Source organism: Streptomyces sp. NPDC015144 (assembly GCF_043079735.1).
Lineage (GTDB): Bacteria > Actinomycetota > Actinomycetes > Streptomycetales > Streptomycetaceae > Streptomyces.
In genome coordinates this window covers 16,292-36,673 of record NZ_JBIBUU010000021.1, presented here as the reverse complement: position 1 = coordinate 36,673, position 20,382 = coordinate 16,292, and the positions used below count along the sequence as shown (strand labels likewise).

General features: G+C 69.9%; 34 protein-coding genes. 21 read left to right on the top strand and 13 right to left on the bottom strand.

Annotated features, from left to right (window positions below; genetic code table 11):
- Positions 1-27: 27 nt before the first annotated feature.
- From ACF08W_RS28880 to ACF08W_RS28860, 5 genes are all read right to left on the bottom strand, one after another.
- Positions 28-582, bottom strand: coding sequence for a hypothetical protein (locus ACF08W_RS28880; protein WP_392281027.1), 555 nt, complete (start codon positions 580-582; stop codon positions 28-30).
- A 142-nt stretch (positions 583-724) separates the two neighbouring features.
- Entirely contained in the window at positions 725-1,066 is a 342-nt protein-coding gene (locus ACF08W_RS28875; RefSeq protein WP_392281026.1) for a hypothetical protein, read from the bottom strand.
- A 23-nt stretch (positions 1,067-1,089) separates the two neighbouring features.
- Positions 1,090-2,043 carry an MvdC/MvdD family ATP grasp protein gene (locus ACF08W_RS28870; protein ID WP_392281025.1) on the bottom strand — a complete coding sequence of 318 codons (954 nt, stop codon included), beginning with the start codon at positions 2,041-2,043 and terminating at the stop codon, positions 1,090-1,092.
- A gap of 1 nt (position 2,044) precedes the next feature.
- Positions 2,045-2,236 (bottom strand): putative ATP-grasp-modified RiPP, encoded by a 192-nt coding sequence (gene tgmA / locus ACF08W_RS28865; RefSeq protein WP_392281024.1) that lies wholly within the window; start codon positions 2,234-2,236, stop codon positions 2,045-2,047.
- Between the two features lie 421 nt (positions 2,237-2,657).
- Positions 2,658-2,933: a hypothetical protein gene (locus ACF08W_RS28860; protein WP_392281023.1), complete on the bottom strand. Its 276-nt coding sequence runs from the start codon at positions 2,931-2,933 to the stop codon at positions 2,658-2,660.
- Between the two features lie 119 nt (positions 2,934-3,052).
- Here ACF08W_RS28860 and ACF08W_RS28855 point away from each other — a divergent pair, with 119 nt between their 5' ends.
- Both ACF08W_RS28855 and ACF08W_RS28850 read left to right on the top strand, forming a co-directional pair.
- Entirely contained in the window at positions 3,053-3,898 is an 846-nt protein-coding gene (locus tag ACF08W_RS28855; protein ID WP_392281022.1) for a helix-turn-helix domain-containing protein, read from the top strand.
- Positions 3,877-4,065, top strand: a complete 189-nt coding sequence (locus tag ACF08W_RS28850) for a DUF397 domain-containing protein (RefSeq protein ID WP_392281021.1) — start codon at positions 3,877-3,879, stop codon at positions 4,063-4,065. Before ACF08W_RS28855 ends, ACF08W_RS28850 begins: the two co-directional genes overlap by 22 nt.
- 371 nt (positions 4,066-4,436) lie before the next feature.
- On the opposite strand, the gene ACF08W_RS28845 is transcribed toward ACF08W_RS28850, so the two are convergent.
- Genes ACF08W_RS28845 through ACF08W_RS28815 form a run of 7 tightly spaced genes read right to left on the bottom strand, consistent with a single transcriptional unit; the run spans position 4,437 to position 7,574 of the window.
- On the bottom strand, positions 4,437-5,609 hold the full coding sequence (locus ACF08W_RS28845; RefSeq protein WP_392281020.1) for a tyrosine-type recombinase/integrase: 1,173 nt from the start codon (positions 5,607-5,609) through the stop codon (positions 4,437-4,439).
- Positions 5,585-6,103 (bottom strand): hypothetical protein, encoded by a 519-nt coding sequence (locus ACF08W_RS28840; protein ID WP_392281019.1) that lies wholly within the window; start codon positions 6,101-6,103, stop codon positions 5,585-5,587. Before ACF08W_RS28840 ends, ACF08W_RS28845 begins: the two co-directional genes overlap by 25 nt.
- On the bottom strand, positions 6,100-6,582 hold the full coding sequence (locus ACF08W_RS28835) for a hypothetical protein (protein WP_392281018.1): 483 nt from the start codon (positions 6,580-6,582) through the stop codon (positions 6,100-6,102). The genes ACF08W_RS28840 and ACF08W_RS28835 overlap by 4 nt, the downstream gene beginning before the upstream one ends.
- A gap of 2 nt (positions 6,583-6,584) precedes the next feature.
- Positions 6,585-6,905: a hypothetical protein gene (locus tag ACF08W_RS28830; protein WP_392281017.1), complete on the bottom strand. Its 321-nt coding sequence runs from the start codon at positions 6,903-6,905 to the stop codon at positions 6,585-6,587.
- Positions 6,902-7,132 carry a hypothetical protein gene (locus ACF08W_RS28825; RefSeq protein WP_392281016.1) on the bottom strand — a complete coding sequence of 77 codons (231 nt, stop codon included), beginning with the start codon at positions 7,130-7,132 and terminating at the stop codon, positions 6,902-6,904. Before ACF08W_RS28825 ends, ACF08W_RS28830 begins: the two co-directional genes overlap by 4 nt.
- Positions 7,129-7,314 (bottom strand): hypothetical protein, encoded by a 186-nt coding sequence (locus ACF08W_RS28820; protein ID WP_392281015.1) that lies wholly within the window; start codon positions 7,312-7,314, stop codon positions 7,129-7,131. The genes ACF08W_RS28825 and ACF08W_RS28820 overlap by 4 nt, the downstream gene beginning before the upstream one ends.
- Complete coding sequence (locus ACF08W_RS28815) at positions 7,311-7,574, bottom strand: hypothetical protein (RefSeq protein WP_392281014.1); 264 nt, start codon at positions 7,572-7,574, stop codon at positions 7,311-7,313. The genes ACF08W_RS28820 and ACF08W_RS28815 overlap by 4 nt, the downstream gene beginning before the upstream one ends.
- A 146-nt stretch (positions 7,575-7,720) precedes the next feature.
- On the opposite strand from ACF08W_RS28815, the gene ACF08W_RS28810 reads away from it, so the two are divergent.
- From ACF08W_RS28810 to ACF08W_RS28750, 13 genes are all read left to right on the top strand, one after another.
- A complete protein-coding gene (locus ACF08W_RS28810; protein ID WP_392281013.1) occupies positions 7,721-8,005 on the top strand; it encodes a hypothetical protein in 285 nt (94 codons plus the stop codon).
- A gap of 76 nt (positions 8,006-8,081) precedes the next feature.
- Positions 8,082-8,912: a hypothetical protein gene (locus ACF08W_RS28805; RefSeq protein ID WP_392281012.1), complete on the top strand. Its 831-nt coding sequence runs from the start codon at positions 8,082-8,084 to the stop codon at positions 8,910-8,912.
- A 218-nt stretch (positions 8,913-9,130) separates the two neighbouring features.
- Positions 9,131-9,916, top strand: coding sequence for a hypothetical protein (locus tag ACF08W_RS28800; RefSeq protein ID WP_392281011.1), 786 nt, complete (start codon positions 9,131-9,133; stop codon positions 9,914-9,916).
- Between the two features lie 16 nt (positions 9,917-9,932).
- Positions 9,933-10,556 (top strand): hypothetical protein, encoded by a 624-nt coding sequence (locus ACF08W_RS28795; protein ID WP_392281010.1) that lies wholly within the window; start codon positions 9,933-9,935, stop codon positions 10,554-10,556.
- A gap of 58 nt (positions 10,557-10,614) precedes the next feature.
- Positions 10,615-11,250 carry a hypothetical protein gene (locus ACF08W_RS28790; protein ID WP_392281009.1) on the top strand — a complete coding sequence of 212 codons (636 nt, stop codon included), beginning with the start codon at positions 10,615-10,617 and terminating at the stop codon, positions 11,248-11,250.
- Positions 11,247-11,627 carry a hypothetical protein gene (locus ACF08W_RS28785; protein WP_392281008.1) on the top strand — a complete coding sequence of 127 codons (381 nt, stop codon included), beginning with the start codon at positions 11,247-11,249 and terminating at the stop codon, positions 11,625-11,627. The genes ACF08W_RS28790 and ACF08W_RS28785 overlap by 4 nt, the downstream gene beginning before the upstream one ends.
- Positions 11,624-11,866: a hypothetical protein gene (locus tag ACF08W_RS28780; protein WP_392281007.1), complete on the top strand. Its 243-nt coding sequence runs from the start codon at positions 11,624-11,626 to the stop codon at positions 11,864-11,866. The genes ACF08W_RS28785 and ACF08W_RS28780 overlap by 4 nt, the downstream gene beginning before the upstream one ends.
- Positions 11,863-12,120 (top strand): hypothetical protein, encoded by a 258-nt coding sequence (locus ACF08W_RS28775; protein WP_392281006.1) that lies wholly within the window; start codon positions 11,863-11,865, stop codon positions 12,118-12,120. Before ACF08W_RS28780 ends, ACF08W_RS28775 begins: the two co-directional genes overlap by 4 nt.
- The gene (locus ACF08W_RS28770; RefSeq protein WP_392281005.1) at positions 12,117-12,767 is read left to right on the top strand and encodes a hypothetical protein; all 651 of its coding nucleotides are present in this window, start codon (positions 12,117-12,119) and stop codon (positions 12,765-12,767) included. The genes ACF08W_RS28775 and ACF08W_RS28770 overlap by 4 nt, the downstream gene beginning before the upstream one ends.
- Complete coding sequence (locus tag ACF08W_RS28765) at positions 12,764-13,033, top strand: hypothetical protein (protein ID WP_392281004.1); 270 nt, start codon at positions 12,764-12,766, stop codon at positions 13,031-13,033. The genes ACF08W_RS28770 and ACF08W_RS28765 overlap by 4 nt, the downstream gene beginning before the upstream one ends.
- Complete coding sequence (locus ACF08W_RS28760; protein WP_392281003.1) at positions 13,030-13,491, top strand: hypothetical protein; 462 nt, start codon at positions 13,030-13,032, stop codon at positions 13,489-13,491. Before ACF08W_RS28765 ends, ACF08W_RS28760 begins: the two co-directional genes overlap by 4 nt.
- Positions 13,488-13,655, top strand: coding sequence for a hypothetical protein (locus tag ACF08W_RS28755; protein ID WP_392281002.1), 168 nt, complete (start codon positions 13,488-13,490; stop codon positions 13,653-13,655). The genes ACF08W_RS28760 and ACF08W_RS28755 overlap by 4 nt, the downstream gene beginning before the upstream one ends.
- A complete protein-coding gene (locus ACF08W_RS28750) occupies positions 13,652-14,008 on the top strand; it encodes a hypothetical protein (protein ID WP_392281001.1) in 357 nt (118 codons plus the stop codon). The genes ACF08W_RS28755 and ACF08W_RS28750 overlap by 4 nt, the downstream gene beginning before the upstream one ends.
- A 100-nt stretch (positions 14,009-14,108) precedes the next feature.
- Here the strand turns inward: ACF08W_RS28750 and ACF08W_RS28745 are convergent, their stop codons facing one another.
- Positions 14,109-14,747 (bottom strand): hypothetical protein, encoded by a 639-nt coding sequence (locus ACF08W_RS28745; RefSeq protein WP_392281000.1) that lies wholly within the window; start codon positions 14,745-14,747, stop codon positions 14,109-14,111.
- Between the two features lie 374 nt (positions 14,748-15,121).
- Between ACF08W_RS28745 and ACF08W_RS28740 the strand changes: the two genes are divergently transcribed.
- The 6 genes from ACF08W_RS28740 (at position 15,122) to ACF08W_RS28715 (ending at position 20,355) form a co-directional block, all read left to right on the top strand.
- The gene (locus ACF08W_RS28740; protein WP_392280999.1) at positions 15,122-15,334 is read left to right on the top strand and encodes a hypothetical protein; all 213 of its coding nucleotides are present in this window, start codon (positions 15,122-15,124) and stop codon (positions 15,332-15,334) included.
- 249 nt (positions 15,335-15,583) lie between these two features.
- A complete protein-coding gene (locus ACF08W_RS28735; RefSeq protein WP_392280998.1) occupies positions 15,584-17,494 on the top strand; it encodes an FtsK/SpoIIIE domain-containing protein in 1,911 nt (636 codons plus the stop codon).
- On the top strand, positions 17,476-17,919 hold the full coding sequence (locus tag ACF08W_RS28730) for a hypothetical protein (RefSeq protein ID WP_392280997.1): 444 nt from the start codon (positions 17,476-17,478) through the stop codon (positions 17,917-17,919). The genes ACF08W_RS28735 and ACF08W_RS28730 overlap by 19 nt, the downstream gene beginning before the upstream one ends.
- Before the next feature lie 250 nt (positions 17,920-18,169).
- Positions 18,170-19,186 (top strand): hypothetical protein, encoded by a 1,017-nt coding sequence (locus ACF08W_RS28725; protein ID WP_392280996.1) that lies wholly within the window; start codon positions 18,170-18,172, stop codon positions 19,184-19,186.
- Between the two features lie 18 nt (positions 19,187-19,204).
- Complete coding sequence (locus ACF08W_RS28720; RefSeq protein WP_392280995.1) at positions 19,205-19,651, top strand: hypothetical protein; 447 nt, start codon at positions 19,205-19,207, stop codon at positions 19,649-19,651.
- Positions 19,652-19,662: 11 nt separating this feature from the next.
- On the top strand, positions 19,663-20,355 hold the full coding sequence (locus ACF08W_RS28715) for a hypothetical protein (RefSeq protein WP_392280994.1): 693 nt from the start codon (positions 19,663-19,665) through the stop codon (positions 20,353-20,355).
- Positions 20,356-20,382: the final 27 nt, after the last annotated feature.

Genomic DNA, 20,382 nt, shown 5'->3' with positions numbered 1-20,382 from the left:
ACGGCGGGCGGCGTTAACGTCGCGTGCTCAGCGCGGGGGCCGGGAGACCCCCGACATGTAGGCGCCGATGCCGCGCCGATGGATGGTGCCGCCTGCGATGATCCGGGCGTTCGCGGGCGGAGTGGGGACCTTCCGCTTGGCCCGCTTCGTCTGGTCGCCACCGATGAGGTGCGTGTTGTCGATCTGGGCGGCGCAGTCGTCGCCCTTGACTTCGTCGTACGGTCGTCGGCATCCGTCGCAGTAGACGTCCAGGGCCTCGATGCGCTGCCCTTCGGCGGCCTTGAAACTGCCTCGGTAGTCGGCGATCTTCGCGATCTTCGGGGTGACCTCAATCGTGGCGGCCACGACCCAGGTGTGGGAGAGGTCGGGCTTCGTCTTCGGCTCGGGCGGGGTCACGGGGGCCTCGGGGTCGGGTTCCCAGAGGGTTTGTGCCTTGGTCGCGGTCTCAGGCGCGGGCGCGGGCGCGGGGCTGAGGGCCTTGGCCGGTGCAGGTGGCGCTTCGGGCTCGAGCCAGGCGAACAGGCTCTCCTGCAGGTGGGAGCGGCCAGTCTCGGGCGAGAGGGGGGCTGTCGCGGTCGTCACCGTTCCTCCGGATCACTGCGGGGTTGACGTAAAGCGCCACCCCCTTCACTGCCCGAACGTCAACGGCCAGGTTCTGTTACACCTCAACGGCTGTGCCCCCCGAGAACATAGGGTTCTCGGGGGGCACAGAGCGGCTTGGGCGTCAGCGGGGCAACCGCTTGCGGTGCTTCCATCGGTACGCCGCTGCGGGGGCCCGCGCGGCGGCCAGCTTGCGGAAGTACCCTTCGGGGCGTCCGACCATAACGGCGAGGCGGTCCCACTCACCCGCGTTGATCAGACCGATACAGCGGTCGCACGCGAACCACGGCTGCGCGGCATGCGAGATCGTTTGAACGTCGCCGTCCGCAGAAATCTGCCGGGGGAATGTCACCTCTCTCACGGGGTAGGCCCAGGCGAGTTCGGGGCTTCCACACGTGTTGCAGTCCCGAGCGGGCCAGCTCATCTCATACGGGGAGTCCATCGGTGTGTAGTCGTAGTAGCCCATATCGGGAGAGTAGCGCTCGGTGGTCAGCCGGGACACGGTGTCGCTCCAATCGGTGACGTGAGCCAGTCGGCGATGGCTTGGGAGATCGGGGCGCCCGTGGCGATCTCCACGAACCCGAACTGGCCGCCCTGGTTCGCTTCGAGGAACCAGTACCGCCCGGCCGCGTCGATAGCGAAGTCGACCGCCGCGTACACCAGACCAGCGATGGCCATGTACCGCTGAACGGACGCCTGCAAGGCTGCCGGGATCTCCCGGATGGCCCACGAGCATTCGTCGGCCGGAAGCCACCGCCAGTCCACTGTCGTACCGTCGTTCGGCTCGATGACGCACGGGAACATCCGGCTACCGACCACCGTCAGCCGCAGGTCGGCGCCCTTGGCCACCTCCTGCTGCAGACACGTAGCAGACGCTGCGACCCCGGCGAAGTCCGCGCCCGGCTCCACGCGGCATGTCGGCAGGGTGCTCGGCGGGTCCTCGGGATGTTTGCCGCTGACCGACTTGACGATGATCGGCCCAGTGGCGGCGAACCGCTCGGCATCATCCGGAACGGTGGTGAAGATCGTTTCGGGGATGTGCATGCCCGCCTGGTGGGCCGCATGGAGTTGCCAGGGTTTGTAGCGGGACCGGTTGACCGCGTCCGGGTGATTCATCCAGGGGGCGCCGGTGGCGCGGAGCGCGCCGTAGAACGCCCGCTCGGTCTCGGTGGCCACCCACTCCGCCTGTTCCGTGGCTCCGGCCCCCGGGCGGCCGGGACGGCGCAGCCAGATGGACCGCACGTCGTCGAGGGGCAGGCGCTGGCGGTCGGTGGTGATGTGGCCGGCCACCCCACCGCCCGCAGTGACGCGGGCGGTGAGGGCCACACGGCCGGGGATATCGGCAGGGTCCACCCGCAGGACGGGTGTTCCCTGCCGGACAAGGCGATGAACAACCATGTCCGCGGTGACGTCGTCCTCGGACGTGAGGATGAGGGCGGTCATGTCAGTCGTCGTCGCGGTGGGTCGCGCTGCCCGCGGTCGACGTGGTGGATGAGGTTCCGAGCAGGAGCGGGTAGTTCTCCGCAGCCAGCGCCCCGTCAGGGCAGGTGCTCATCTGGCGGGCGGCGTCGTACGTGAAGGGCGTCGCCGGGGCCGGGGGCCGCGGAGCGGCGTAGGTGAGAGCGAAGGGCTTCACTTGCTACCTCCTTGTGTCGTGAACTTCTTTCTGTGCGCCCCCGGCAACCGAGCCGGGGGAGTTCTGGGGCGGCGCGGACATCAGCGCCGGTGTCTTCCTTGCGGGCCCCCGCCACCCGGCGTATCCAGCGCCGGGGGCGGGGGCCGTTGTTCTGCCCGTCCGAGGGAACGGGCGCGTAGGGTTCCCGGCCGGGCGGCGTGGGAGACGGCCGGCCGGGAACCCCGTTCTCTACCCCGCGTGCAGAGGCGCGGGGCGGAGGCCCTGGCCGGTTTCCTGGGGAGGTTCGGGCCAGGGAGTCTGGGAGGTCAGTACAGCGTCGCCACCAAGCCGATGGCGAGGCCGCAGGAGCCGAAGATCATGACGATCAACAGGACCCCGGTTGCTGCGCTGACGGTGTGGTACGCGGCGCGGAATGCGTCTCTCACGAGCGCGTCCTCGTCGCGTCGGATCGCTGGCAGTCCAGAGCGGCGGCGGGGTCCTCGGTGAGCATGTAGCACAGCTCGGCGTGCAACTGCTCGGCCTCGGCGCGGGACATCCAGATGCCACCCTCGCCCCGGATTCGGTCGTTGAGCAGGACCACGAGCGGGAGGTGAAAGAGGGACCCGTTCTCGGTCTCGTACGCGGTGATGCGCTGCCCGGGGACGCGGTCGAGCCGCCAGCCGTACGCGGGGTGGTAGTGGGGAGGCGATGCGCCCATGGGCTGGCCCCTTCTCGTGAGTGGCGGGGGGTCGTTCTGGTTACAAGTTTGGGCATGGGTGGCTACTCTCGGAAGGGCGGCGCTGTAGCCCAATTGCCATAGGCCACAAGGGGGGTTGGATGCCCAAACGCAAGTCCGAATCAGCCGATTCGAACGCGCGCAGCATGCTGTACACGACGCTGAAGCGCCTGCGTGAGGAGTCCGGAAAAAGCCTGCAGGATCTCCAGGACGAGACGACCTACGACCGTGGGTACCTACACAAACTGGAGACTGGAGCGCGGCTCGGGAGCCCAGAGGTGATGGCGGCGCTGGACCGGGTGTACGGCACCCGGACGCAGCTTCAACAGCTGTGGACTCTGGCCAGCGATCAGGCTTTCGGAGACAGGTACGCAAAGTTCATGGATCTGGAACGCCGAGCGAGCGTGCAGTACACGTACTCGTCCGGCGTGATCCCGGGGCTGCTCCAGACTGAGGGGTACGCCACGGAAGTCCTGGGGCTCGGCCGACGAGACAGGGATGACGTCAACCTCCTGGACGACGTGGCGGCGCGCATGAGCCGTCAGGACATGCTGCGCGGCGGGGGCGCCCCCCACTTCCGGGCCCTGATCGACGAAGCCGCCTTCCAACGGATAGCGGCTGACCCGAAGGTCTGGATCGATCAGCTTGAATCGCTGCTCGACTGGATGGAGCAGCCGAACATCGCCATCCAAGTTGTCCCGTTCGCTGCGGGAATGCACAGCCTGCTGGGCGGGTCGCTCACTGTCCTGTGGTTACCGGACGGGAAGTCGGTCGTCTACTCGGAGAGCAGTACGGGCGGAGACCTGATCGAGGAGCCAGGGAGGGTAGAGGCGCTGCGCTTGTCCTACGATTTGCTACGTGACAAGGCTCTATCCCCGGAGCAGTCCGCCGAGTTCATCGCGAACCTGATCAAGGAGCACAAGGCATGTACTCCCGACCCGACCTGACGTCTGCCACGTGGCGGGCATCCTCGTACAGCAATTCGGATGGTGGCCAGTGCGTGGAGGTGTGCGACGACTATCCCAGCGTCGTGCCCGTCCGCGATTCGAAAAACCCGGGTCCGGCTGTGATCGTCTCGGCCTCTGCCTGGTCGCGCTTCGTCTCGGCCCTCTGAGTACCCCGAACGCAGAACACCGCCCCCTCCCGCATGGTGCAGGAGGGGGCGGCGCTGTTGTGCATGCTCCGCTTGGCGAAGACCAGTCCGCAGCGGTGCAGTTGCTCCGACCGAGCAAACAAGCAAGCCCGAATCACCCCCGCGCGCGCGAGGAATCGAGACCACACTGCGTGGCGGTCCCCAGACCGAGCCGGACCACCCCCGTGTGCACGGGGAAAGGTTCGTCCGTCGCGGTCGGTTTCTAAACGAACTCGGACCACCCCCGCTCGCGCGGGGACCAGTAGTGAAACCGTAGCAGCCAGCACCCTCTCGCGCGGGCTATCTGAGAATGAACTGCCCGAGCAGCCCGGCCGCCACGCCGACGCCTGTCGTTACGTAGCGGCGGGCTTGTGCACGGGAACCCTGACGAACGGGTCGTTCCTCTCGGCCTGGGCGGGGCGCACGTACACGGTGCGGGGAACGCGGGAGCCGGGCCTCCAGCGGCCGGCGCGCTCGAGTTCCTCGTCCGTCGCTTCGTTCTGGGCCAGGTCGGTCGCGGCGCCGGCGCGAACGCCCTGCGAGGAGACGTGGCGGCCGTCGGTGACCAGTCCGGCCGCCGCGAACCAGTACTTCACACGGTCGTTGATGGTCTGTCCGCGCAGGTGCAGACCGCGACTCGTCGCCGTCTTCAACCGGGTCTCCGCGGTGGCCACCTTGCCGCTGCGCAGGACGTGCCGGAAGACCGGCCCGGAGGTGATCCCCTGAGATGCCATGTAGTCGAGCCAGCGCGTGAGCCGCGGGACGAGCTGGAGGTCCGGCCGGTCCATGAGCACGAGGTTCTGCTCCTCGTCGTGCGTCTTGTCCTCCGGGAGCCAGACCAACAGGCCGCCGTTGATGAACGTCAGGTCCTCGATCTCGAGGTTGGCGTCCTCGACGCTGCGGCCCAGGAAGCGGTACCCGAACGCGAGCATCGCGCAGTCGCGCCAGCCGATCGGCCGGTCTTCGGCCTCCGCCTTCGCCATCATCGGAATCAGGTACGGCAGGGTGATCGGGAATGCCCGCCGGGTGCGCAGGGCCCGCTTGTTGTTCTTCCGGTAGTTGTCCAGAAGCCGCAGGTAGAGGCTGTTATCGGGCTTCTTCCCCGGCGGCATCGCCGTCTTGATCAGGGACATGTAGGTCTTGATCGTGGAGACCTTGAGGCCCCGGGCCATCAGGTGCCGGGCGTACTCGGTGTACGTCGCCGTAGTGCACGGCACCGCGATGCGGCCGTGCTGCGCACACCACGCGGTGAAGGCCACCATCGGCCCCGTCCCCGTGGGATCCGTCTCCTCGAGGAGCGCGGCGGTCTCTTCGCTGACGTACAGGTCCCGATCGCTGTACTGCGGGCCGTCGGCCGCGGTGGGCAGTTCCTGGCCCGGGAACAGGACGGTGTTGGAGTCGACGAGTGGGGGCGGTTCGTCGACGAGCGCCAGGACGACGCCGTGCTCCTCGTCGACGAGCTCGGCGTCGACGATCTCGTCCTCGCCCTGGTCGCGGAGGCTCATCGGTCCCACCACTGCCAGCATGCGGGGGTGCAGTCCTTCGGCATGTGGGACTCCGCTGGCTGGCCGGACAGGAGGGCCCGGTAGTCGATGTGCACGCCGGACTCCTGCAGTTCGGCGGCCTTCGGGGACTGCCAGAAGTGCCCGCCTCCGTGCCCCTCGGCCGAGGTCCAGCCCTTCGGGATCCGCTTCGTGCACGGGTGCCCGGTCTCGGGGGCCGGGACGGGGCACGGCATGGTGCCGTCGGAGATCGGCTCGGGGTAGTCGGGGTGCCTCTTCCACGGGGACGCCTGGTTCCGGAGACCCCAGAGCAGGTCCGCCGCCTGCTCCTGGTCGCCGCGGTGCAGCGCATCAACCAGGTCGTCGTACTCCTGCTTCGCGGCGCGGTACTTCTCCCGGTACTCCTCGACGGCCGGAGTACTGTCCGTCGTCGGGTACTTGGTGCGCAGTTCCTCGTCGAGGCGCGCGTCGATGAACTCGTAGAAGGCGAGCCCGGCCCTCTCGTTGACGGCGGTCACTGGCCCCTCCCAGGCATGGCCACGATGATGGGGCAGACCAGCGCGTACATGCGGCCTGCGTCCACGGCGTCCGCGATTCCGCGCGGGTCGGCGATGTCCCCGGCGAGCGCGATGAACATGCGGTTCTTCTTGGCGCTGCGGCGCCACGTTCTCGAGCTGTTGAGGGTGCCCTGGTAGAAGGACACGCCGTCGGGGTTGGACATGGTCAGTTCGTCGGTGGCGACGTCGAGGACGGCGGACCACCCGGGGGCGGGGTCCGCCCATCCTGGGAAGTCGTTGAACTCCGCCCAGCCGTCCGTACGGAGGCCGTGCAGGAACGGGTCCGGCCCGGCGCTGCCGTCCGTCCCGAACGTCTCGATCCGGTGCTCGGCGGCGAAGACGACGCGGGGCATGCTGTCGCGGTCGTCGATCCACGCTTGCATGCCCAGGTCGGGCGCCGGGCCGGACAGGTCGACGGAGTACATGGTGTTCGGATCCATCGTCACGCCTCCTGCGGTACGCGGGCGCACGGGTCAGCGACCGGCGTTGCGGCGACCCATCCGGCCGCCGTGGCGTACTCCATGTTCGAGGTGACGTGCCGGCGGGAGGGCCGCTCGGCGCCGTCGAACTGAACCATCAGGTAGTGGCCGGACGTGTCGACGATCTGCCCCTCCTGCCCGCTGCTCCGGACCCGTCCGCCGATCGCCACGCGGACCCCGACGCGTTGTTCGAGCCCGTAGTAGCGGCGGATGTAGTCCAGGTCAGCCGCCTGCCGTTGCCGGTTCTGGTACTCGGCCGCCGGGCCGATCGGTTCGGAGGTCACGGCTGCACCCCGCAGCCCTCGAGGAAGTAGTCGTCGTAGGCACGGTGCGCCGTGCTCCAGATCCAGATATCCCAGTCCGGCAGAGGCGCCTTCTCCCGGGCAGCGGCTACGAGCACGCGCTCGGTCAGGTCTTCCGCCGCCGGGAAGTTCTTGGTACGGCGGTGGAAGAAGGCGACCAGCCGCTCGTAGTACTGCTGGAGCAGTTGCTCTGCTTCCTCGACGGTCACGCGATCTCCTCAGTGGTGTAGGTGAAGCGGAAGCCGGCCGCGCGTAGCTTCGGTGGCCGCAGGGTCTCCGTCAGGTCCTCGGCGATGGCGTCAAGTTCGCCCGGGATCCGGATCCGGTGCGCCTCCTGGTCCTCGCGGGCCGCGGCGTACACGGCATCGAGCGCCTGGTCGACGGCGCTCACGGGCGCCCGGAGGGACGAGGGTTGTCGAGCGCGGTTCGGCGGCCGTAGTCCTCGGCGTCGGACCGGTAGGTGTCGGTGGCCGGGCTCAGGCGGCCGTCCGCCGCGAGGACCCAACCGAAACCGGTGCCACGGCTGGTAGCCGCGAACGTCCAGCCGAGTGTGGCGCCGTCGTCGTCGGTGAACTCGATGAACTCGCGCGCACTCGGATAGTTCCGGGTGGCTGCGAAACGCGCGTCACCGACGTTGCCGATGCTGCTCACGGATGACTCCCGCAGGTTGTCGTGGTCAAGGCTCTCAGATTACCGACAACAATTGGAGTTATTGTCGGCTACTCATGGGTAACCCCGTAGAGTCTTCCTCGAAGGCGGAGAGCACCGCCTGAAACCACGAAGAGGGAGCACCCCCGATGCCGAACTGGCTCGGCAAGTTCAAGCTCGCCGCGTACGCCCTCGGCCTCCTGGCCGTCGCGCATCCGGCCATCGTCCCGCCCACCGTCGCAACTCTCGGCGTCCTGGCCGGAGTTGTCTTCGCGGTCGTGGGCTGGTTCCTCGCGCACCTGGCGCTCACGCTCACGCTCGCCGCCGGCGTCCTGCTGGCGCAGGCCTTCCCCGGCCGGCTCGGCAACGCAGCACGGTGGTTCGGCCGCGCCTGGGACACCTCGATCGACGCCATCCTGCCGGTGAAGGCGTAACAACCCGGCTGTTCGACCCGTTCGATTCTTCGCTCAGAACGATTCTCCGCTCAGCCCCGCCAAGGAGCAGATTCACATGCCCGACTTCATGTCGGACGGCAGCGAACAGTTCAGTCGCGCACGAAAGAGTTCAGTCGACGGTTCAGCCGACGCGGCGGATCGTTCAGTTCGCAGGTCAGAGCCTCGCGGACAACGGACTGGGCCCTCGGCCGGGCGCCGTACTGAACAGATGGGCGCGCAGAGCAGGCCCGCCGAAGTGCGCACGGAACTGTTCAGTGCGCAGGTCAGAGGCTCGGGCACTGAACTGTTCGCTGCTGTTCAACACTTCACGCCCGCTGTCGAAACCCTCCTGCGCACCATCGCGGAGGCCGGCGACACCGGTGCCCAGTTCAAGGTGGAGCCCCGGCTCCGCTACCGACTCTCCGGAACCGAGTACGTCGTCAATCAGCGCTCGTTCCACAAGCTCACCGCCGACGGGTACGTCACGGACAGTGGCAACGACATGGCCCCCGTCAAGCTCACCGACCGCGGCCACGAGTGGATTCGGCAGCACCCCGTACCGCACGGCGGATCCCGCGGACCCTACCGTCCGCGCGGCACTCGGCCCGCACGCCGAGCCCCGGCGCAGCGCCCGGCGCGGTTCGCGTATGCCGGAGGCTTCACCGCGGAGATCGCGGACCGCGTGGTCGTAATCACCTGCCCCGACAACGGAGTTGGCGGCGCCACCCTCCCGGCCGACGTGTGGGAACAGCGCGCCGTCGACCGGCACCCCACGCTGCACACCGTGGAGGGGCCGACGATCGCCGGTTCCTACGCGCTGCACTGGCGCGCCGACCCGCGGACCGATGCGGACCTGTTGGTCCAGTCCCTCGCCATCGTCCGGGCCGAACCCGCACGCAAGTCCTGACCTCACCGTACGTAGTCCCCGGGCGCCCACCGGGACGCCGCGCGGCGGAGAGCACCGCCGTAACCCGAAGAGAGGAACCCCCGATGCCCCGTCGCATCGTCGTAACCGTCCGGCTCCCGCAACCCGACCCCGAACCGGCGTACCCGGAGTACGAGGACGTTCGGAGGGAGGCCCGGGGGAGGGACGCCGGGCCGATCGGCGGCCGCAGCATCGCCCGAATGGAGGACGTGATCCAGCGCCGCGGCGTTGACTGGTGCACGGCCGTCCTGGGCCGGCACTTCCCCGGCCTGCGTCACACGCCGTCCGTGGACGGGTTCACCTTGCTGGTCGCCGACGAGCGCGGCCTCGCCCCGGAGCTCCCGGAGAGCATCGTTCGGGAGCGCGCCGCCGAGGAGGCGCGGCGCCAGGAGCGCGAGGCGCAGGCCGCGGCCAAGTTGGCGGCGGAGAAGCGACGTTGGGACCTGGTCACCGCCTCGACGCCGGTCTCGTTCAGCGTGCGGGAGAACACCCGACACACGGGCGTCGGGGGGGCGCTGCGGCACGTCACGGCGGCCGTCGACCTGGTCTCCGGGCGCGCCCGGCGGCATACGGCGGGACGTGCTCTGTGCGAGACGCCGGGCCGTACGAACCCGCTGTACCTGGGCGGCCCGCTCGAGGACCTGCCGCCCACCTGCCGACGCTGCATCGAGTACGCGGGCCTGGTGCGAACCCTGGACGCCCCGGCCCCGCCCACGCCGGGGGAGGCCGCCACGCTGCGACTGATCCAGGCCGGCGCGGTGTTCACCGTGCGCCCCGGCCGCGGACAGCCGACCATCCGCGACACCAGCGAGCGCAGCCATGGCACGGCCTGGGGCCAGTTCGGGCGGAAGGCCGACGCCGCGGTGAAGCGCGTGGAGAAGAAGGGGTGGGTGGCGGTCGAGACGGAGCACGGCAGGACGCTACTGGGCCACCTGGGCAACCGTTGGCGGCTCACCGAAGCCGGTACCGCTGCTCTGGAGGGCTGATCCCGTGGTAGCCAGGATGACCGCGGCGGAGTACACCGCCCTGATGGCGCGCCGCCGCGGCGAGGCGGCCGCCCCTGCCGCGGCGCAGAAGAAGAAGGCCGTACGGAAGAAGGCCGCGCCCGCGCACCCGGGCCTGCCGGCCACGCCACCGGAGCCCGACGTCGCGCCGCTGCTCGCGATGCTGCCCGCCCCCGGGCGGCACTGGGTGCTGCTCATGCCGTACGCGGAGAAGATGCTGACCAGCAACGACAGGCATCCGAACTGGCGGGTGGAGCACCGGATCCGGAAGGGCCTGCGCGCGGACGCCACCAGCTTGATCGCGCCCATGCGCGTGCCCCGCCTAGAGCGCGCGGCGATCTTCTTCGTGCTGCACCCGCGGAGCATCAAGCGGTCTCGGGATCCCCTGAACTGGAGCCCCACCGTGAAGGCGTACGTCGACGGCCTGGTGACTCCCAACCCGGATCAGCCGAAGGCCCGGCACCTGCTCCCGGACGACGACGCCGAGCATCTGCTCGGCCCGTACCCCGTCATGGGGGAGCCCGTGGAGTCCGGGCACGCCCGCATGTCCCTTGTGATCGTTGAACTTACCGGGCCGCTGACCAGCGGAAACGCGAAAACCGTAACAAGAATCGCCGGTTAGACGTACTGGAACTGAGGGCTGGCCCGCCCTCCCGTACCTCGCTAGGAGATGCCCCTCCGTGAGCACCACGCCGAATCTGTCCCTCCAGGTCTACGCCCCGGACGGCACGCCCATCCCGCCGACCGTGAGCCGCGAGCACCTGCTCGACCTGGCCCGCGGCGTATACGAGCGCGGCGGCACCTATCTCTCCCGCGGCGACGTGGACATCGAACTCGCCGAGGTCGCCGACAAGGCCGCCTGTTCCCTCCTGCGCGACCGCTGGGACGACGCTTTCCCGCTCGCCGCCTACACCGAGCTGCTCACCGCCGTCGCCGCGCTGCGCGCCGTTCTCGGCTTCGATCCGTCACCGACCGCCCCCGAGGTCTTCGCCTGGTCCCTGGCGTTGGCGGAGCGGATCGGCGAGGGCGTCGAGGAGCCCACGGAGCGGTCCTTCGTGAGTTTCGCGGATGGCCCGTACCGAGGTGCGGTCCTGTCCGTCCCGGCATCGCTCCGAGCAGGGCCGAAGGACGTACTCACAGTCCCGATCGAGTGGGGCGACAGCGCCGAGCGAGGCCGCGGTGAGGCCCGGTACCAGCGGGGCGCCGCGCTGACCGACGAAGGCCTGTGGCTGTACCGGCTCGACGGTGACGTTCGGGAGGACGCCCGCCCGCACATCGCTCCCGCCGCCACCTCCCAGAAAGGCGCAACCCGATGACCATCACTACCCGCCGCGTCGCCGTTCTCAGCCCCATCGTGCGGCTCCTGGACGCGCCCCTCGAGGCCGATGGGCTTCCGCTCGAGATCATGGTCGCCGACTGGGACGGCCGCGGGGCCCACAAGCTCGACGTGGTCCGCGTTCCCGAGCCGGGCGTGCAGTATCTGGAGCTGGACGCCGCGGCCGCGGCCGCGATCGACGTCCCGCCCCTCACGGACCGCTGGGACTCGGCCGCCATCACCGCACCCCCGTGCCCGGAGTGCGGCCAGAGCGAAGGTTCCGCCGAGTTCTGGATGCACCGCACGCGGCCGATCATGGAGCTGACTTGCCACCGCTTCCTCCTCCCCGCCCAGTCCGGCCCGGGAGGCGAGGCGTGATCTCCTCCCTGCCCCTTCTGATACCGACCCCGGCCGCGGACGCTGCTCACGCCAGTGCGCACGAGACGGCGGCCCGGTTCCAGCACGGCGCGTACGCGGTGGCGTGCCCGACCTGCCATGTGCCGGCCGGAGTGCTGTGCCTTACCCAGCACGGCGCCCATGCCACCCGCTGGAGCATCCACCGGCAGAATCCCAAGCGCGTCGGCCTGGTCCAGCTCCTCACCCGGCGTGCCCGATGAGTGTCACCGCGGCGGAGGCCGCCGAGAAGGCCGTGGGGTGGGCGGAAGCTGCCGAGCTGGCTCTCAAGCAGGTGGACACGTACCGAGGGCAGGCGAAGCAGCTCGAGGGCATGCGCGAGATGCTCGACGCGTCCTATTACCGTGGGCTGGCCGACGACTTCGAGATGTACCGCGAACGGGCCGTCGGTATGGCGACCATGTGGGCCCACGTCACCGACGCGCTCCGGACCGCCGAGTCGCAGGTGCAGCCGTGAGCGCCCTCGCCGTCGAGTCGACGGTGGTGCCCCTGTGGGCCGGGCGGCTGATCGTGCGGGCCGCGGGCCGCCAGAGGCTGCACGTGGCCCAGGAGGGCGCCACGGTCCCGGCGTCGCCCGTGTTCACCGTGCCCCTGGAGTGCAAGCTCGAGACGGGCCTACGCCCGTGGGACGGACCCGTCACCGAGTCGTCCATTTGCCCGGCCTGCCTGCGCGCGCTGCGCGGTGAGCCGGAGCCGGAGAAGCCCCGGATCGTCCCTGCGGGCGTCGCCGAGGAGCTGCCGGTCCCCGCCGCCGCGCCGAACCCGCGCGGCCGCCACCTGCGCGCCGTCCCGGCCCCGGTGACGTACGCCGAGGCGCCCCTGCCCGCCGAGCATGTGGGCCGCCCGATCACCTGGTCCAGGTGGACGACAGCCCCCGTCATCACCCACCACGACCCGTCGTGCGAGTGGTGCGGCGACGCGGGCCCCGGCGAGATGGCCGGCGGCCGCCAGGGACACCCAACGTCCACCACCGTCCCCTTCCGCCGGTTCATCGCCTACCGGTGCACCGCCTGCCAGGAGATGACCGCATACGAGCAGGTCGGGAGCGACCTCCAGACCATCGCCCACCACAAGTCGCGCGCTCCGAAGGACTGCAACCGATGACCGTCGCCGAAGCCCCCACCCTGCCCGAGCTCGAGGAGCGCCTGGCCCTGGTTGCGTGCGGGGAGAACACCCGGCCCGGGAAGACCCGGGCGTGTGACTCCTGCCGCCGGAAGGGCCAGACCCTGCTTCGCATCACCTCCACCGGGGCCGCCGACGCCCTCGCCGCGGCGATATGCGGCACCGGCGACCGCCGGGTCATGACGTGCGATCCGTGCAACCAGAAGGCCGTACGGATGATCCGCATCTACAACGGGGAGACCGAGTGACCACCGTCATCGACGCCCCGCCGAGGACCGCCGCGACCGTCTTCGACCTCGAGGGCGGTCTCGTCGACGTCTCCGCGATTCACGGTCTGGCGCGAGACGCCTCTCGGTTCCACTCCGCGATGCTCGAGTGCCCGCCCCACCTCGACGTCGTGGCCGCCGCCCGGAGCGCGCACCAGGCGGGGGAGACCGTGCTCGTCATGACGAGCGGAGACCGGCGCCTGGAGCGGCGTGTCATCACCTGGCTCGCCAGGCACGGCGTGCCCGCGGCCCTGCTCCTGATGCGGAGCCGCAACGACTTCCGGCCGAGCGCCGTGGTGAAGCGGGAGCGGCTGCGCGCCGCCCACTACCGGTTCGAGTGCCTCAGCGTGTGGAGCGCCGACCCGAGCGTGACCCGCCTGTCCGAGCAGGACGGCATCGACGTGGTCCCGCTCCCCGGCTACTGGGGTGACCTCTCGTGAGCGGGTTCACCGTCGGAGAGTCCAGCGGCATCGCCGGCGTGCCGATGCTGTCGGCAGCGAAGCCGATCACCTCGTACACGCTGCGCACCCCGGACGAGGCCGCGCGGGCGTTCTGGGACGCCGCACAGCGCCTGGCCCCGGAGAGCTTCGGGACGCCGTGGTGACGGGCCCAGGGAATCACGAGCTCGCCGAGGAGCTGTCCGAGCTGCTCGGGGGCGAACTGCCGTCCACGCTGCCGCTCGAGGGCTGGCGTACGGCGACGCTGCACTGCCAGGTCGACGCGATCGGCCCGTCCGAGCGTCACGTGGACCTGGTGGAACTCGAGGTGTCGTTCCCCCCGCCGAAGCGGCCCCGCCCCGCCGCCCCGGCCGTGCCGCGCCCGCTGCAACGCGTCCGGCTGACGTGCCCGACATGCGGGCCGACGGTCCTGGAAGACCACCCCCGCCGCCCGGGGACCTTGCGGTGCGTCAACTGCAAGGAGCACCTGGCGCGCGGGCGCCTCGAGGCGGACGCGTGAAGGGCGGCCGGTACCGCCCCCGCCTACTTGCAGGACCCGCCGTCGTTTGCGTCCCGGTTTGCGACTTCAGTTCGACCGAACCGAAGTCGCAAACCGGACATCATCCGGTGGGAACGAGTGCGGCGTCGTACTGGGCCACGGTCCAGGCGAGGGCCTGGCAGGTGTAGAGGAACCAGTAGTCGTACTCGGTGAACTCCCAGTCGGTGGTGTCGAAATGGAAACCGTCGAACTCGAACACGGCGAGGGCCGCCTTGGCGCCGGCCTCGGTCTCCAGGTCGGCGCTGCTGTAGCGGTCGAACAGCTCCTCCTCGACCTCCGCGACCAGCCCCGGGTGGGCGGCCTCGGCTTCCTCGGCAGCCTGCTTGATGTACGCCTTCACACGGTCCTCGGCGTACGTCTGGACGTCCCGTTCGCCGTGGGGCTGGACCTTCTCCGCCCAGTAGCGGCTGTCCACCTCCCAGGAGATTCCGGTGCCCATGCACATGCGGAAGAAGGCGAGCATGTCCTCGTCGCGGCGGAAGACGTAAGTGCCCGTATGACCGGTGACCGCCAGGGCGCCGGGCCAGGTCATCACCTCGAACCAGTACGCGCTCGACCTCGGCATCCTGACCACCAGGTGCCGGTAGAGGCCGTCGTCGTGCTGCACGGTCAGCGTGCCGTCCTCAGACTCGGCCGCGAACCGCTCCTTGACCTCAGCAATCCGCGCCTTCAGCTCGGCGTCCGGGTCGATCGTGCTCATGCTCGGGTTCCTCTCGCATGCGCCCCAGCGAGGGCCGCCGGGACCGTCTCGCTGGGATAACGAGCGCCACGGAGGAGCGGTGCTAGTGGTGCCGAAATTGGCCGAAGACCCTGCGGATACCTGTAAGGCATCGGCTACTTGGCTTCGTGCCTGATGCTTCACACTGACCCGAGATAACCCGCTGCTCCCTCCTTGTCTGCCGGAGAACGTGCGCGCGCTCCTGGAACAGGCCCGGTCAATCCTGATTTCGGGCCGCCGATTCGCTGTCTCTCACCGAGAACTCCCACTCTCACCGAAAGATCAGGCAGAATGAGGGCTGTTGCTGATCTAGAGGGGGAACGATGGCGGAGCGAGAAGCCCCGCGGGTGTTACGAGTGACCTTCGAGTTCACGATTCCACCCGGCACCCCGACCAACGTGCGCACCAACCGACGCACGGCGGCCGTGGACGCCATGAAGACGACCGTCACGGCAATCGCCGCGCGCGAGCTGCCGCCGGAGACATCGATGACCATGCGGCACGAGTGGGCGTACGCCTGGCAGGACACGACCACCGAACCGGTGACACTCGGGCCCGAAGCACCGTAGATCGTGCGGGCCGGTTCCCGGCCCGCACGACCACAACCGAATACCTGGCGTCACGGCCAGACAACGGCGGAGAGCACCGCCGGAACCAACGAACAGAGGAACACCCCGATGCCCTCGCGCACCGTAGGCCCTGCCCGTCCGTCCGCGTCCCTCCTGGCGAGGTGACGTGGCATGTTCATACCCCGAGACCCGCCTGATCACGTCACCTCATCCGCCGAGGAGACCTCTAGCCACGGCCGTACCAGGCGGATGACGGCGGCCGTGTGTGGCTGGTGCGGGCGACTGCGGTACGAGCTCGCCCCGGCCGCGGTGTCCCTGGGCATGACCTGCCTGGGATGGCTGCACCACGCCGTTGGCGTCGACCCGGGCGCCTACGTGGGGTACGGCCTGGGTGCCCTCGCTTCGGCGGGCCTGGCCTGGGGCGGCCTCAAGGTCAAAAACGGCGCCGCCGCGTCGCTCGGTATCGCTTCCACCGGGACCGTGATCAACACCGCGATCGGCGCCGTCACCGGACCGTCCGTGCCCTCCCTCATCGCGGGCGGCGTCGTCACGATCGCCTCGTACGCGGTGTACGTGCCATGGCTGGTGAGGACCCGTCACGAACGCTTCAACCTGCAGATCAAGGCCGCGAAGACCGCGCCTCTGCCGGACGGAATGGGCGTGAACATCGGCCAGGCCGGCGTTACCGGCGACACCGAGGAGGAGACGGCGCTCCGCCGCGCCCTGGTGGCCCTGGGCGTGCCCGCGGTCGACGTCTCCCGGATCGTGTTCACCGACACCGGGTGGTACGCGATGGTGACGCTCCCGCCGGGCAAGAACACGTCCGCGCAGGTCATCATCGCCAAGCGGCAGCAACTCCAGGCGAACCTCGACCTCCCCGGCCGGCTGCGCCTCACCGAGGGCCCCCAGGCCAACCAGTTGATCGTGCGCCTGCAGACCGCCGACCCGCTCGCCGGAGACGGGATCCCGTGGCCGGGCGTGCGGGTCAGCTCGATCGAGCAGCCCATCCCGATCGGTATCTACCCCGACGGCACCGAGATCCTGATCGACCTGGTCGACGGGCACATCCTCATCGCGGGCGGCACGAACAAGGGCAAGTCGGGGGCCGTCAACGTCCTCGCCGCGAACCTGGTGGCCTGCGACGACGTCGACCTCGCGGGCATCGACATGAAGCCCGGCGCGCTCGAGCTGGGCCCGTGGCAGCCGAACATGGTGGCCCTGGCCGACGACGCCGACACTGCCCGCCAGGTCCTGGTCTGGCTCCGATCGGAGATGACGCGGCGCGGCAAGTACCTGGCGACGCTGCGCGGCCCCAACGGTGAGCGGGTCAAGAAGTGGACCCGCGAGCACGGCAAGTACATCGTGCTGATCATCGACGAGCTCGCCGAGCTCCTCCGCCAGGCGCCCGACGTCGTCTCCGAGCTGATGACGCTCATGCAGGTGTCCCGCGCGATGGGTATCCGCATCGTTGCGGCGACCCAGTCGCCGAGCGAGCAGGCGTTCGGCGGCAAGGGCACCGACACCCGGCAGCAGTTCGGTACGCGTATCGGCCTGCCGGTCAACGAGCCGACCCCCATCAACATGATCATGGGAACCGGCGCGTACGGGAAGGGCTGGCGTCTCGACGAACTCGACCTCCCGGGCAAGACGATGGTGTCGTCCGAGAGGTACGTCGAGCCGAACGAAGGCCGCTGCTACTGGATCAACGAGCAGCAGATCCTCAAGACGTCGCTGCACTTCGCGACCGGCGGCTACGACGTACCCGCAGGTCCTCCGTCTCCGCCTGACCCGGATCCCGACCAGACGCCCCCCCGGCCGCCGGGCGGGGGCGGCCCCCGTGGCGGCCGCCCGGTCCTGCGCGCCGTTCCCACGTACCCGGACGGCTCCCGGATCGAGGAGAACCGGCTGGAGATGTGGCGAGCCCTGGAGAAGGCCGGGCCCGAGGGCCTGACCAAGGGCGAGGCGGTCCGGATGGGGATCTGCAATCACCACTCGTCGATCTCCCCCTGGCTCTCCCAGTGGGTTGCCCAGGGCTGGGTCGAGGAGAACGGCAAGCGCGACCGCTCCGTCGTGTTCGTCCTCTCGGCCGCCCAGCACACCCCCGTCACCGAAGCCCCCGCCAAGAGCAAGGAGAACGCCTCGTGTCCAGTAAGCATGTGATCCCGGCGCCGGCGGGCGCCCAGCAGCCGAGGATGAGCTTCGTCGAGCTCGGCGACGAGCACGACCCGATCGTGCACGTCCCGGACCCGTACGACCCCAACCGGTCCGTCGCGGTGCGCCGCTCGTCTCTGCAGCCGACCGCACTGTCCCAGGCCCGGGATCTCAGCCCGCAGCCCCTCATCGACCCGCTCACCGCGAGGATGCTCGGCGGCGGCGTCGGCGGCGGTGTCCTGGGCTGGGGCGTCGGACAGTTCCTCGCCGGGGCGGGCCAGCTCGTCAGCGCGATGACGGGCGTGGGCAGCGCGGCCGCCGCAATTGCGCTGCTGCTCCTCGCGTGGAAGATGGCGCCCTCGAGCCGGGCCGGGAAGACGGTGAACATCACGAACAACAACCGGTGGGGCGGGCGTTCCTCGACCCGCATGTAACCGAATCGCAGTGCCCTCGGAGACTCGCCGCGCCGCAATTGCACCCTGCGGCGCGGCGGCATCCGCTACCCTTTTCGGTGGGTCGACCATGCTGCGGACGGCCCCGGCAGAGTAGTCCGGCCCGTGACCGGACGGCGAAGACGCCTGAACCCGCCCAGCGGGAATCCCCAGCGCTGAACGAGCAGTCCGCTTCCGGTCCGCCCTGTACACCAGGCGTGCCCGGGTCACGGGACCGTGTGCGCTGCGAGGGATGACCGTGGGAGACAAGACCCGGGCGCTCAAGACTGCCGCCCGCAAGCACATGGAAGAGACCGGCGAGACCTCATTGCAGGCCGCCATGCAGCACGTCCGCCGCGAGTACGAGCAGGGCCAGCACGGCGACGACGGCGACCAACAGGAGCGCATGGGCTTCGAAGAGGCCCCGTACGCCGACGAGTACGAGTACCGGCCGCGGGTGACCGGGACCGGCTACTTCATCGCGTGGGGCGTGCAGGAACTCCTCGGCCTCGGCCAGGTCCAGCAGCTCGTCCAGCACGCCGAGAAGGACGGCCAGCCGGACGCCCCCGACCCGATCACCTGCTACCTCTGCGACGAGCGCATCGACGTCACGCGCGAGGAAGTGGTGCATGTCGGCATCACCCTCCGGGAAGTCCAGCAGCCCGGAGCCCCGAAGCCCAGCGAGCTGCAGTTCCCCGTCTGGACACACGACCGGTGCGGCCACACACGCGTGTGGTCCTGGTCCCAGCTCACCCTCGCGCGGCGCCGGCGCAACCTGCCGATCAGCACGGCAGACCTCCCGCCCAAGCAGCATCGCCGGGGCCGGACGCCCATCGAGGACTACTACGTCTTCACCATGCCGGAGAACAGCCCACCGGTGTTCTACCTGCAGCCCGGGGACGACCACCGGCACGGGCCGATCGGCTTCCGCGCCGATCGGCTGTCCGACGGCCTGCCCGCCCTCGACCTCTCACGGAGTGAGCCGCGCGTGCTGACCGAGTGGTCGATCGCGGCCGACCGTACGGGGCTGCTCTACATCGAACGTCAGGGCACCGGGCGCTGGTACCAGCCGCCAACCCCGTGGTCGCCCCCGCCCGAGTGGCTGGCCGCTGCGCACTACCACGGCACGGCGATCTTCCTGACGGCCCCGGCTGGCTCGGTACCCACGGAGAAGTTCGACGCGGGCACCAGCAACTTGGCGGACCTGCTCGGCGTGGGCCGCAACGACCTCCTGTTCGGGGCGGTCATGACCGTCTCTGGCCTGGCCTGAGCGCAGAGGAGACACACGATGCCCACCGAATACTTCCCCTTCGCTGCCGCCCGCGTCACCGGCCGGGACGCGGCTGGCAAGCCCCTGCCGGACGCCGTGCTGGACCTGCCCGCACACGGACTCGCCGAGTTCGTCCCGGACCGCGGATCACCGAGCGGCGAGCGGCTCGTCATCCAACTGGCCTTGCCCGAGCATCCGCAGCTTCCCGGCGCCGGCGAAGCGGCGAGCCACGACCTGCTGCTGTGGGACGCCACCCCGGCACTGCCGCTCCGCGGGCACCCAGAGGCTTGGCTCCACGGGGCCGTGCTGCGCCCCTCCGGCCGCGGGCCGGGCTGGGTGAGCCTCTCCGGCCACGCGTTGGGCCGCTCCTTCCACCTTGAGCGCCAGCCGCCCGTTCCCTTCGACACCGCCGATCGCCCCAGCTGGGACACGCAGTCGCCCGACCACACCTCCACGGGGAGCTGACCATGTCGCATATGAACGAACCCGACCCCGACCCCGAGACCGACCTCTCCGACGTCATGGCAGGCAACCGCATCACCATCGACGAGCTCGCGGTGAGCCTGGGCGGGGCGGGGTTGTGGGTCCGCAAGCTCGCGCGCGCTGCCGAGTGCCCGAAGACGCCCGTGGAACTGTCCGACACCATCAAGGAACTGCGCCGGATCGCCGACCAGCTCAGGGAACACGGCGAGCGCATCGGTTTCCTGGCCCGTGTCGTCGAGGGCGACGTGCCGCTGGCCAAGACGTTCGAGCGTGGCGACCCGTGGGGTGTGGAGGCCCGCGGCACGGACCGCGCAGACTTCGGCGGACCGGCGTTGATCCCGACCCAGTGGCAGCTCTGGCGTCTGGCCCGGGACGCCGAGATCGCGGGTGCCCGGGGCGAAGCGGAGACCACCACGTACCCCGAGGCCATGAAGGGCGTGGGGCTGGGCTGGGAGTCGAAGGAGGCGCAGCTCCGGCGCCGACGGGAGCGGGACGCGGCAGTCGCCAGGGAGGTCCTGCGGATCCTGTGCGAGAGCTGTGCGGTCGGCGAGGGTGAGCATTGCCGCACAAAGAACGGCCGGATCTCCGAGAAGCCACACGTCGTTCGTCAGCGGGAGGCGGAGGCGACCGTGGACGCCCGTCTCGGCTTTCTGGGCGACAACCCCGTCGCGGTGCCTGACGCCTGACCGGAGGAACGTTCAGGGGCCCCTACG

Bases quoted from the DNA above. Each gene is read 5' to 3' on its own strand.
- ACF08W_RS28720 (WP_392280995.1), top strand. From the start codon at position 19,205: ATGCCCACCGAATACTTCCCCTTCGCTGCCGCCCGCGTCACCGGCCGG.
- ACF08W_RS28855 (WP_392281022.1), top strand. From the start codon at position 3,053: ATGCCCAAACGCAAGTCCGAATCAGCCGATTCGAACGCGCGCAGCATG.
- ACF08W_RS28850 (WP_392281021.1), top strand. From the start codon at position 3,877: ATGTACTCCCGACCCGACCTGACGTCTGCCACGTGGCGGGCATCCTCG.
- ACF08W_RS28860 (WP_392281023.1), bottom strand. From the start codon at position 2,933: ATGGGCGCATCGCCTCCCCACTACCACCCCGCGTACGGCTGGCGGCTC.
- ACF08W_RS28765 (WP_392281004.1), top strand. From the start codon at position 12,764: ATGACCGTCGCCGAAGCCCCCACCCTGCCCGAGCTCGAGGAGCGCCTG.
- ACF08W_RS28800 (WP_392281011.1), top strand. From the start codon at position 9,131: ATGGAGGACGTGATCCAGCGCCGCGGCGTTGACTGGTGCACGGCCGTC.
- ACF08W_RS28845 (WP_392281020.1), bottom strand. From the start codon at position 5,609: ATGCTGGCAGTGGTGGGACCGATGAGCCTCCGCGACCAGGGCGAGGAC.
- ACF08W_RS28805 (WP_392281012.1), top strand. From the start codon at position 8,082: ATGCCCGACTTCATGTCGGACGGCAGCGAACAGTTCAGTCGCGCACGA.
- ACF08W_RS28775 (WP_392281006.1), top strand. From the start codon at position 11,863: ATGAGTGTCACCGCGGCGGAGGCCGCCGAGAAGGCCGTGGGGTGGGCG.
- ACF08W_RS28725 (WP_392280996.1), top strand. From the start codon at position 18,170: ATGACCGTGGGAGACAAGACCCGGGCGCTCAAGACTGCCGCCCGCAAG.
- ACF08W_RS28810 (WP_392281013.1), top strand. From the start codon at position 7,721: ATGCCGAACTGGCTCGGCAAGTTCAAGCTCGCCGCGTACGCCCTCGGC.
- ACF08W_RS28835 (WP_392281018.1), bottom strand. From the start codon at position 6,582: ATGGATCCGAACACCATGTACTCCGTCGACCTGTCCGGCCCGGCGCCC.
- ACF08W_RS28795 (WP_392281010.1), top strand. From the start codon at position 9,933: ATGACCGCGGCGGAGTACACCGCCCTGATGGCGCGCCGCCGCGGCGAG.
- ACF08W_RS28745 (WP_392281000.1), bottom strand. From the start codon at position 14,747: ATGAGCACGATCGACCCGGACGCCGAGCTGAAGGCGCGGATTGCTGAG.
- ACF08W_RS28735 (WP_392280998.1), top strand. From the start codon at position 15,584: ATGACGGCGGCCGTGTGTGGCTGGTGCGGGCGACTGCGGTACGAGCTC.
- ACF08W_RS28785 (WP_392281008.1), top strand. From the start codon at position 11,247: ATGACCATCACTACCCGCCGCGTCGCCGTTCTCAGCCCCATCGTGCGG.
- ACF08W_RS28715 (WP_392280994.1), top strand. From the start codon at position 19,663: ATGAACGAACCCGACCCCGACCCCGAGACCGACCTCTCCGACGTCATG.
- ACF08W_RS28875 (WP_392281026.1), bottom strand. From the start codon at position 1,066: ATGGGCTACTACGACTACACACCGATGGACTCCCCGTATGAGATGAGC.
- ACF08W_RS28870 (WP_392281025.1), bottom strand. From the start codon at position 2,043: ATGACCGCCCTCATCCTCACGTCCGAGGACGACGTCACCGCGGACATG.